Genomic DNA, 9,161 nt, shown 5'->3' on the forward strand with positions numbered 1-9,161 from the left:
TGCGGCGCCGGAGCGGGGGTAGGCCCCGGGAGACCGAAGCCCGTCCCGGGGCACCTGCTCCAAGGGACTCGAACCCGTCCCGGGGCGCCTGCCTCAAGGGACCGAAGCCCATCCCGGGGCGCCTGCCCCAAGGGACCCGAACCCGTCCCGAGGCAACCGCCTCAAGGAACCGAAGCCCGTCCCGGGGCCCCGCCCCCAGGGACCCGAACCCTTCCCGGGGCGCCCGCCCCGCGACACCCGACCCGCCCACACGCACCCGCTCCGTCCCGGAAGCCCGTCGCGGGCCCGTGGCCCGCCTATCCTGGGCCTTTCCCGCGGAGCGGCACGCCGCGGGCACCACGACCGAGCACGACCGGAGGCACGTCCCTTGACCACGCAGCAGATCCCCGTCGTCGTCCTGGCAGGGTTCCTCGGGGCCGGGAAGACCACGCTCCTCAACCATCTGCTGCGCAGCGCCCGGGGCACCCGCATCGGGGTCATGGTCAACGACTTCGGCGACATCGGCATCGACGCGATGACCGTCGCCGGCCAGGTCGGCTCCACCGTCTCCCTCGGCAACGGCTGCCTGTGCTGCGCCGTCGACGCCAGTGAGCTCGACGAGTACCTGGAGGTCCTGACCCGGCCCGAGTCCCGGCTCGACGTGATCGTGATCGAGGCGAGCGGACTCGCGGAGCCGCAGGAGCTGGTCCGCATGGTGCTCGCCAGCGAGAACGAGCGGATCGTGTACGGAGGGCTCGTCGAGGTCGTCGACGCGGCCGAGTTCGGGGCCACCCGGCAGCGGCACCCCGGGACCGACCGGCACCTGGCCGTCGCCGACCTCGTGGTCGTCAACAAGGCCGACCGGGTCTCCGCCGACGAGCTGCGGAGCGTGCGGGAGACGGTGGCGGGCCTCGCCGGACGTGCCGCCGTGATCGAGGCCTCCCACGGACGCGTCGATCCGGAACTGCTCTTCGACCGGGTCGTGCCGGACGGCGAGATCGAGGGCCAGATGTCGATCGAGGACGTCCTGTACGGCTCCGACGAGGCCGACCACGCGCACGCGTCCTACGAGACCGTCTCGCTGACGGCCTCGACGCCGCTCCACCCGCGCCGCCTGATGGCGTTCCTCGACTCCCGCCCCGAAGGCCTCTACCGGATCAAGGGCTTCATCGACCTCGGCGCCGCCGACCCGGCCAACCGCTACGCCGTGCACGCCGTCGGACGCTTCCTGCGCTTCTACCCGCAGCCCTGGCCCGCCGGCGAGGAGCGCCTCACCCAGCTCGTCCTGATCGGCTCCGGCATCGACGCGGCCGGTCTGCGCAAGGAGCTCGCCGCCTGCGAGCTGAACGGCCCGCAGGACGTGCCCGACGAGGCCGGCATGTGGGGCGTCCTGCGGTACGTGCCGCAGACGGAGGAGGAGCCGGAGGAGACCCTGTTCCAGGCCTCCTCCGGCTCCCGTTCCCACAGGTCCTAGCCCTAGCTGGCCGGGCCCGCCAGCACCTCCACCGGCTTTGCCAGCGGGGTGCCCGAGCCGTCGCGGCGGGGGTCGATCTCCGGGAGGTCGACCGGAGTGCCGTTCTTCTGGGCGGCGCGGACCGGGGTGGCGCCCGCCCAGGCCAGGATCAGGACGTCCTCGCCCTTCAGGAAGCGCTGGCAGCGGACGCCGCCGGTCGCGCGGCCCTTGCGCGGGTACTGGTCGAAGGGCGTCAGCTTCGCCGACGTACCGGCGGAGGCGTCCAGGGCGCCCGTGGAGCCCGCGACCGTGAAGACCACCGCGTCCGCCGCCGGGTCGACCGCCGTGAACGAGAGGACCTCGGCGCCCGCGGTGAGCTTGACGCCCGCCATGCCGCCCGCGGGCCGGCCCTGGGGCCGCACCTGGGACGCCGGGTAGCGCAGCAGCTGGGCGTCGGAGGTGATGAAGACCAGGTCCTCCTCGCCCGTCAGCAGCTCGGTCGCGCCGACGATCCGGTCACCGTCCTTGAGGGTGATGACCTCCAGCTCGTCCTTGTTCGCCGGGTAGTCCGGCACCACCCGCTTCACCACGCCCTGGAGCGTGCCGAGGGCGAGCCCCTGCGAGGCCTCCTCGAGGGTCGTCAGGCAGACCACCGTCTCGTCCGCCTCCAGGGAGAGAAACTCCGACAGCGGCGCGCCGCCCGCCAGGTTCGGCGCGGACGCGGTGTCCGGCAGCCGGGGCAGGTCGATCACCGAGATCCGCAGCAGCCGGCCGGCCGAGGTCACCGCGCCGACCTCACCGCGCTGGGTGGCGGCCACCACCGACACGATCACGTCGTGCTTGACCCGCTTCGCGTCCGGCTCGGTGGGGGGCAGCGCCTCCGTCGCCGTACGGGCCAGCAGACCGGTCGAGGAGAGCAGCACCCGGCACGGGTCGTCCGCGACCTGGAGGGACGTGGCCGCGACGGGCGTGCCGGCCGATTCGAGCAGGACGGTCCGGCGGTCCGTGCCGAACTTCTTGGCGACCACGGCCAGCTCCGCCGAGACCAGCTTCCGCAGCTCCGCGTCGGACTCCAGGATTCCGGTCAGCTCGTCGATCTCGCCGTTGAGGCGGTCGCGCTCGCCCTCCAGCTCGATCCGGTCGAACCTGGTGAGGCGGCGCAGCGGGGTGTCCAGGATGTACTGCGTCTGGATCTCGCTCAGGGAGAAGCGCTCGATCAGGCGCTCCTTGGCCTGCGCGGAGTTGTCGCTCTCCCGGATGAGGCGGATGACCTCGTCGATGTCGAGCAGCGCCACGAGCAGGCCCTCGACCAGGTGGAGCCGGTCGCGCTTCTTGGTGCGGCGGAACTCGGAGCGGCGGCGGACCACCTCGAAGCGGTGGTCGAGGTAGACCTCCAGGAGCTCCTTGAGGCCGAGGGTGAGCGGCTGTCCGTCGACGAGCGCGACGTTGTTGATGCCGAAGGACTCCTCCATCGGCGTCAGCTTGTAGAGCTGCTCCAGGACGGCCTCGGGCACGAAGCCGTTCTTGATCTCGATGACCAGGCGCAGGCCGTGGCTGCGGTCGGTGAGGTCCTTGACGTCCGCGATGCCCTGGAGCTTCTTGGAGCCGACCAGGTCCTTGATCTTGGAGATGACCTTCTCGGGGCCGACCGTGAAGGGCAGCTCGGTCACGACGATGCCCTTGCGGCGGGCCGTGACGGTCTCCACGGTCGCGGTGGCGCGGATCTTGAAGGAGCCGCGCCCCGACGCGTACGCGTCCTTGATGCCGGAGAGGCCGACGATCCGGCCGCCGGTCGGCAGGTCCGGGCCGGGCACGAAGCGCATCAGCGTCTCGAGGTCGGCGTTCGGGTGCCGGATCAGGTGGCGGGCGGCCGCGACGACCTCGCCGAGGTTGTGCGGGGGCATGTTGGTCGCCATGCCGACCGCGATGCCGGACGCGCCGTTGACAAGCAGGTTCGGATAGGCGGCGGGCAGCGCCGCCGGCTCCTGCTCCTGGCCGTCGTAGTTCGGCGCGAAGTCGACCGTGTCCTCTTCGATGGACTCGGTCATGAGCAGCGCGGCCGGAGCCATCCGCGACTCGGTGTACCGCATGGCGGCCGGCGGGTCGTCGTTCCCGAGGGAGCCGAAGTTGCCGTGGCCGTCGACGAGGGGGAGGCGCATGGAGAAGGGCTGTGCCATGCGGACCATCGCGTCGTAGATCGACGCGTCGCCGTGCGGGTGCAGCTTGCCCATCACCTCGCCGACGACCCGGGCGCACTTCACGAAGCCGCGGTCGGGACGCAGCCCCATCTCGTTCATCTGGTAGACGATGCGGCGCTGGACGGGCTTCATGCCGTCGCGGGCGTCCGGGAGCGCGCGCGAGTAGATCACCGAGTACGCGTACTCGAGGAAGGAGCCCTGCATCTCGTCGACGACGTCGATGTCGAGGATCCTCTCCTCGTACGCGTCGTCCGGCGGCGGTGTCTTCGTGCTGCGGCGGGCCATCGCGGCTGCGGCTCCTTCACCAACAAGGTTGATCTGACGCGGACCATTGTGGACCGTGCCACCGACAACGCCGACCTCGACCCGGAAGAGGGACATCTCGAAGGGACGGGAACTTCGCCAGGTGTCGGCGCGCTTGCATACAGTGGCAGGACTTTTTCACATCGCGATCGAAGGGACGTACATGCCCATGGGTCACACGGCCACGGCCGAGGCCGGCTCCGGCGGCCTGACAGCGACCGAGCACCGGTTGGCGAACGGCCTGCGCGTGGTGCTCTCGGAGGACCACCTGACCCCGGTCGCCGCGGTCTGCCTCTGGTACGACGTCGGCTCGCGCCACGAGGTCCGGGGCCGCACGGGGCTCGCCCACCTCTTCGAGCACCTGATGTTCCAGGGCTCGAAGCAGGTCCACGGCAACGGCCACTTCGAGCTGGTGCAGGGCGCGGGCGGCTCGCTCAACGGCACGACGAGCTTCGAGCGCACCAACTACTTCGAGACCATGCCCACGCACCAGCTGGAGCTCGCGCTCTGGCTGGAGGCCGACCGCATGGGCTCGCTGCTCGCCGCCCTGGACGACGAGTCCATGGAGAACCAGCGGGACGTCGTCAAGAACGAGCGCCGCCAGCGCTACGACAACGTGCCGTACGGCACGGCCTTCGAGAGGCTGACCGCCCTCGCCTACCCGGAGGGCCACCCGTACCACCACACGCCCATCGGCTCCATGGCCGACCTGGACGCGGCCACCCTGGAGGACGCGCGGGAGTTCTTCCGCACGTACTACGCACCGAACAACGCGGTGCTCTCCGTCGTCGGCGACATCGACCCGGCGCAGACCCTCGCCTGGATCGAGAAGTACTTCGGCTCCATCCCCGGCCACGACGGCAAGCCCGCGCCGCGCTCCGGCGAGCTGCCCGACGTCATCGGCGAGCAGCTCCGCGAGGTCGTCGAGGAGGAGGTCCCGGCGCGCGCCCTGATGGCCGCCTACCGGCTGCCGCACGACGGCACGCGCGTGTGCGACGCCGCCGACCTGGCCCTGACGGTCCTGGGCGGCGGGGAGTCCTCCCGGCTGCACAACCGTCTGGTCCGCCGGGACCGCACGGCCGTCGCCGCCGGCTTCGGCCTGCTCCGGCTCGCCGGGGCGCCCTCGCTCGGCTGGCTGGACGTCAAGACGTCCGGCGGCGTCGAGGTCCCCGAGATCGAGGCGGCCGTCGACGAGGAGCTCGCCCGGTTCGCCGCCGAGGGCCCCACACCCGAGGAGATGGAGCGCGCGCAGGCCCAGCTGGAGCGCGAGTGGCTGGACCGGCTCGGCACCGTCGCGGGCCGCGCCGACGAACTGTGCCGGTTCGCCGTCCTGTTCGGCGACCCGCAGCTGGCCCTCACCGCCGTCGACCGCGTCCTCGACGTCACCGCCGAGGAGGTCCGGGAGGCCGCCGCGGCCCGGCTGCGCCCGGACAACCGCGCGGTCCTGGTCTACGAGCCGGTGGGCACCGAACAGAGCGAGAGCGACGAGGAAGAGGGGGCGGAGCAGTGACCGAGGCTGCCGCGTCTTTGACGAGCATGGAGTTCCACCCGCAGCCGACGCCGGGCACCGCCCGCCCCTGGGCCTTCCCGGCCCCGGACCGCGGCACCCTGGAGAACGGCCTGACCGTCCTCACCGGCCACCGCCCCGGCCAGCAGGTCGTGGCCGTGGAGCTCTTCCTGCCGGCCCCGCTGGACGCCGAGCCCGCCGGTCTCGACGGCGTGGCCACCATCATGGCCCGCGCCCTCTCCGAGGGCACCGACCAGCACAGCGCCGAGGAGTTCGCGGCCGAGCTGGAGCGCTGCGGCGCCACCCTCGACGCGCACGCCGACCACCCGGGCGTACGGGTCTCCCTGGAGGTCCCGGTCTCCCGGCTGCCCAAGGCGCTCGGGCTGCTCTCCGAGGCCCTGATCGCCCCGGCGTTCCTGGACACCGAGGTCGAGCGCCTGGTGCGCAACCGCCTCGACGAGATCCCGCACGAGACGGCCAACCCGGCCCGGCGCGCCGCCAAGCAGCTCTCCAGGGAGCTGTTCCCGGCCGACTCCCGGATGTCCCGGCCGCGCCAGGGCACCGAGGAGACCGTCGGGGCGATCGACGCCGCCGCGGTCCGCGCCTTCTACGCGGCGCACGTGCGGCCCGCCACGGCCACCGCCGTGGTCGTCGGCGACCTGACCGGGGTCGACCTGGAGAAGGTCCTCGCGGAGACGCTGGGCGCCTGGACCGGCGAGCCCGGCGAGCCGCTGCCGATGCCGCCGATCACCGCCGACGACACCGGCCGGGTCGTGATCGTGGACCGCCCCGGCGCCGTCCAGACCCAGCTCCTCATCGGCCGGATCGGCCCGGACCGGCACGCCCGCGCCTGGCCGGCCCAGGTCCTCGGCACGTACTGCCTCGGCGGGACCCTGACCTCGCGTCTGGACCGGGTCCTGCGCGAGGAGAAGGGCTACACGTACGGCGTGCGGGCCTTCGGGCAGGTGCTCCGCTCGGACGCCGGGGGGAACGGCGCCGCGATGCTCGCCATCAGCGGCTCCGTCGACACCCCCAACACGGGCCCGGCCCTGGACGACCTGTGGAAGGTGCTGCGCACCCTGGCCGCCGAGGGGCTCACGGACGCCGAGCGGGAGACCGCCGTGCAGAACCTGGTGGGGGTGGCGCCGCTCAAGTACGAGACGGCCGCCTCCGTCGCCGGGACGCTCGCCGACCAGGTGGAGCAGCACCTCCCGGACGACTTCCAGGCCCAGCTGTACGCGCGCCTGGCCGAGACCGGCACCGTCGAGGCGACCGCGGCCGTGGTCAGCGCCTTCCCGGTGGACCGGCTCGTCACGGTCCTGGTGGGCGACGCGGCGCAGATCGCGGAGCCGGTGCGGGCGCTCGGCATCGGTGAAGTGACCGTCGTCACCGGCTGATCGGCCCCTGTCCGGCCGGCGGCCCACCGCCGCCGGCCGGGCGGACGAAGGGCTTCGACGGTTGGACGAAGGGCCCCGACGTGACGGACCGTCGGGGCCCTTCCGGCCGTCGGTGCGGGAGCCGCACGGGGAACACCCCCGCGAATTGTCCGTATTGGCGCCAAAGTGATCATCTGCCCTGTGGCATGCCTTACAAAAGGTCGTGTTCGGTTGGTGATCGACTGGGGCTCCGCATAGCGTCGGTGCGGCTGTTCGCCAGTTGCACCCGCCGCGCCCGCGGCACCGGACAGTCATCGCCGAGTCCCCGTCAGGCGCGAGCCTGGGGAGCCGGGGACCCACGCAGTCCCTGGGGTGAATCGGACGCCTTCGCCTCGCGCGGAGGGGCCCGTAGGAGACCTTCCTGCTCCGAACCCGTCAGCTAACCCGGTAGGCGAGAAGGAAGGAAAGGAACAACGTCTTCATGGCGTTCACCCGTGCCACCGGGAAGCATCGTGGTTCGAGCCGGATGGCGCGCCGCGGCGCGGGCATCGCCGGAGTGGCGACCCTCGCCACCACCGGAGTCATCGGAACCCTGGCCTCCCCGGCGCTCGCCGCCGACACGGACAACCGCTCCCCCGAGGACACCGGCCTCACCAAGGTGATCGCCGAGGACTCCCTCGTCGACCGGCTCAACGCCCAGGCCGACGCCCAGGACCGCGAGGCCTTCGAGGCCGTCGCCGAGCAGAAGGCCCAGGCCGAGGCGAAGCGCAAGGCCGAGGCTCGCGCCAAGGAGATCCGCGAGGAGAGGGCCCGCGCCGCCCGCGAGGCCGAGCGCCGCCGCCTGAACTCCTTCCAGCTCCCCATCGCCGGCTCGTACGTCTCCACCGGCTACCAGACCGGCGGCTCGCTCTGGTCCTCCGGCAGCCACTCCGGCGTCGACTTCCACGCGGCCTACGGCAGCCGGGTCGTCTCCGTCGGCTCCGGCACCGTCGTCGAGGCCGGCTGGGGCGGCGCGTACGGCAACAACATCGTCATCCGGATGCACGACGGCACGTACACCCAGTACGGTCACCTCTCCTCCATCGGGGTGCACGTCGGCCAGACCGTCGAGCCGGGCCAGCAGATCGGCATCTCGGGCTCGACCGGCAACTCGACCGGCCCGCACCTCCACTTCGAGGCCCGGACGAGCGCCGACTACGGCTCCGACATCAACCCGGTCTCCTACCTCCGCGCCCGCGGCGTCGCCGTCTGACCCGGCGTCCCGCGCGTCCCTGACCATCGGGGACCTCCGCGTCGCAAAAGCCCCGGCTCGTGCTGAGCCGGGGCTTTTCGTCGTCCCGCCGTCGGCCAAAAGCCCGTCATGGATTCCGGTGGGGCATCGGAAATTCCGGCGGGCTGCAATAGAGTCGCGGATCAGGCGCAGAACAGGCGCCGCTCGAATTGTCTCGCGCGGACCAAGGCGGAGGTCGGACATGCGCATTCCCGCGCATTCGGTATGCACGGCGATCCGGGACGACATCGTCTCCGGCGTCTTCGAGCGGGGCAGCCGGCTGACCGAGGAGCAGCTCGCCCGCCGGTACGGGGTCTCCCGCGTCCCGGTCCGCGAGGCGCTGCGCACCCTGGAGTCCGAGGGCTTCGTCCTCACCCGCCGCCACGCGGGCGCGCACGTCGCCGAGCCCACCGAGCAGGAGGCGGCCGACCTGCTCGACATGCGGGCGCTGCTCGAACCGCTGGGGGCCGCGCGGGCCGCGCAGCGGCGCACCGACGCCCACCTCAAGGTGCTGCGCGGCCTGGTCAGGCTGGGGCAGGAGCGGGCCAGGCGCGGCCAGGGCGAGGACCTGCGCTCGCTCGGCGGCTGGTTCCACGAGACGCTCGCGCAGGCCTCCGGCAGCCCTCCGCTGACGGCGCTGCTCACCCAGCTGCGGCACAAGATCGCCTGGATGTACGCGGTCGAGCAGCCCGAGCGGCCGGTGGAGGCCTGGGCCGAACACGGCGCGATCGTGGACGCGGTGGCGCGCGGCGACGCCGAGCGGGCGAGGGCCCTCACCGCGCTGCACGCGGAGCGCTCGCTGCCGCTGCACCGGCTCAAGAGGCCGGAGCGCGGGCGTGTGAGGGTTTCGCAACACGTCGTCAACACGACGAGCGCCCGGAATTAACACGCGCACCGTATACAAAGAATAGAAATTCCACGGGGCTTTTCGTGCTGCCCGGAAATGGGGGCGGCGGGGGAGCGGGAGTGGAAAAGCGAAAGGCCGTGGGCCCCGGGGAATCGGCGGGCACCGGCGTTTGGATTCACACGGGGGGTGAGTCTGTGTGGGGGGGCTGGTGCCGGGCCGCGGGGAGCC

The 9,161-nt window shown here is 72.4% G+C and carries 6 protein-coding genes and 1 riboswitch; of the genes, 5 read left to right on the plus strand and 1 reads right to left on the minus strand.

Going from position 1 to position 9,161, the window contains the following annotated elements; all coding sequences use genetic code 11:
• Positions 1-367: 367 nt before the first annotated feature.
• Positions 368-1,453, plus strand: a complete 1,086-nt coding sequence (locus tag ACWGSR_RS24340; RefSeq protein ID WP_376237636.1) for a CobW family GTP-binding protein — start codon at positions 368-370, stop codon at positions 1,451-1,453.
• Positions 1,454-1,455: 2 nt separating this feature from the next.
• Here ACWGSR_RS24340 and ACWGSR_RS24345 read toward each other — a convergent pair whose 3' ends face one another.
• Complete coding sequence (locus ACWGSR_RS24345; protein ID WP_453568914.1) at positions 1,456-3,915, minus strand: DNA gyrase/topoisomerase IV subunit A; 2,460 nt, start codon at positions 3,913-3,915, stop codon at positions 1,456-1,458.
• A gap of 181 nt (positions 3,916-4,096) precedes the next feature.
• Between ACWGSR_RS24345 and ACWGSR_RS24350 the strand changes: the two genes are divergently transcribed.
• From ACWGSR_RS24350 to ACWGSR_RS24365, 4 genes are all read left to right on the plus strand, one after another.
• Complete coding sequence (locus ACWGSR_RS24350) at positions 4,097-5,443, plus strand: M16 family metallopeptidase (RefSeq protein WP_453568916.1); 1,347 nt, start codon at positions 4,097-4,099, stop codon at positions 5,441-5,443.
• Positions 5,444-5,469: 26 nt separating this feature from the next.
• A complete protein-coding gene (locus tag ACWGSR_RS24355; protein WP_376237732.1) occupies positions 5,470-6,837 on the plus strand; it encodes a M16 family metallopeptidase in 1,368 nt (455 codons plus the stop codon).
• A gap of 284 nt (positions 6,838-7,121) precedes the next feature.
• Positions 7,122-7,284, plus strand: a riboswitch (cyclic di-AMP (ydaO/yuaA leader).
• A 13-nt stretch (positions 7,285-7,297) separates the two neighbouring features.
• On the plus strand, positions 7,298-8,068 hold the full coding sequence (locus ACWGSR_RS24360) for a M23 family metallopeptidase (RefSeq protein WP_376237630.1): 771 nt from the start codon (positions 7,298-7,300) through the stop codon (positions 8,066-8,068).
• Positions 8,069-8,288: 220 nt separating this feature from the next.
• A complete protein-coding gene (locus ACWGSR_RS24365; RefSeq protein ID WP_432088172.1) occupies positions 8,289-8,972 on the plus strand; it encodes a GntR family transcriptional regulator in 684 nt (227 codons plus the stop codon).
• Positions 8,973-9,161 lie beyond the last annotated feature (189 nt).

The organism is Streptomyces sp. NPDC055632, assembly GCF_053618675.1.

Excerpts from the sequence above, each read along its gene's own strand:
- ACWGSR_RS24345 (WP_453568914.1), bottom strand. The coding sequence starts at position 3,915 with ATGGCCCGCCGCAGCACGAAGACACCGCCGCCGGACGACGCGTACGAG.
- ACWGSR_RS24350 (WP_453568916.1), top strand. The coding sequence starts at position 4,097 with ATGCCCATGGGTCACACGGCCACGGCCGAGGCCGGCTCCGGCGGCCTG.
- ACWGSR_RS24355 (WP_376237732.1), top strand. The coding sequence starts at position 5,470 with ATGGAGTTCCACCCGCAGCCGACGCCGGGCACCGCCCGCCCCTGGGCC.
- ACWGSR_RS24360 (WP_376237630.1), top strand. The coding sequence starts at position 7,298 with ATGGCGTTCACCCGTGCCACCGGGAAGCATCGTGGTTCGAGCCGGATG.
- ACWGSR_RS24365 (WP_432088172.1), top strand. The coding sequence starts at position 8,289 with ATGCGCATTCCCGCGCATTCGGTATGCACGGCGATCCGGGACGACATC.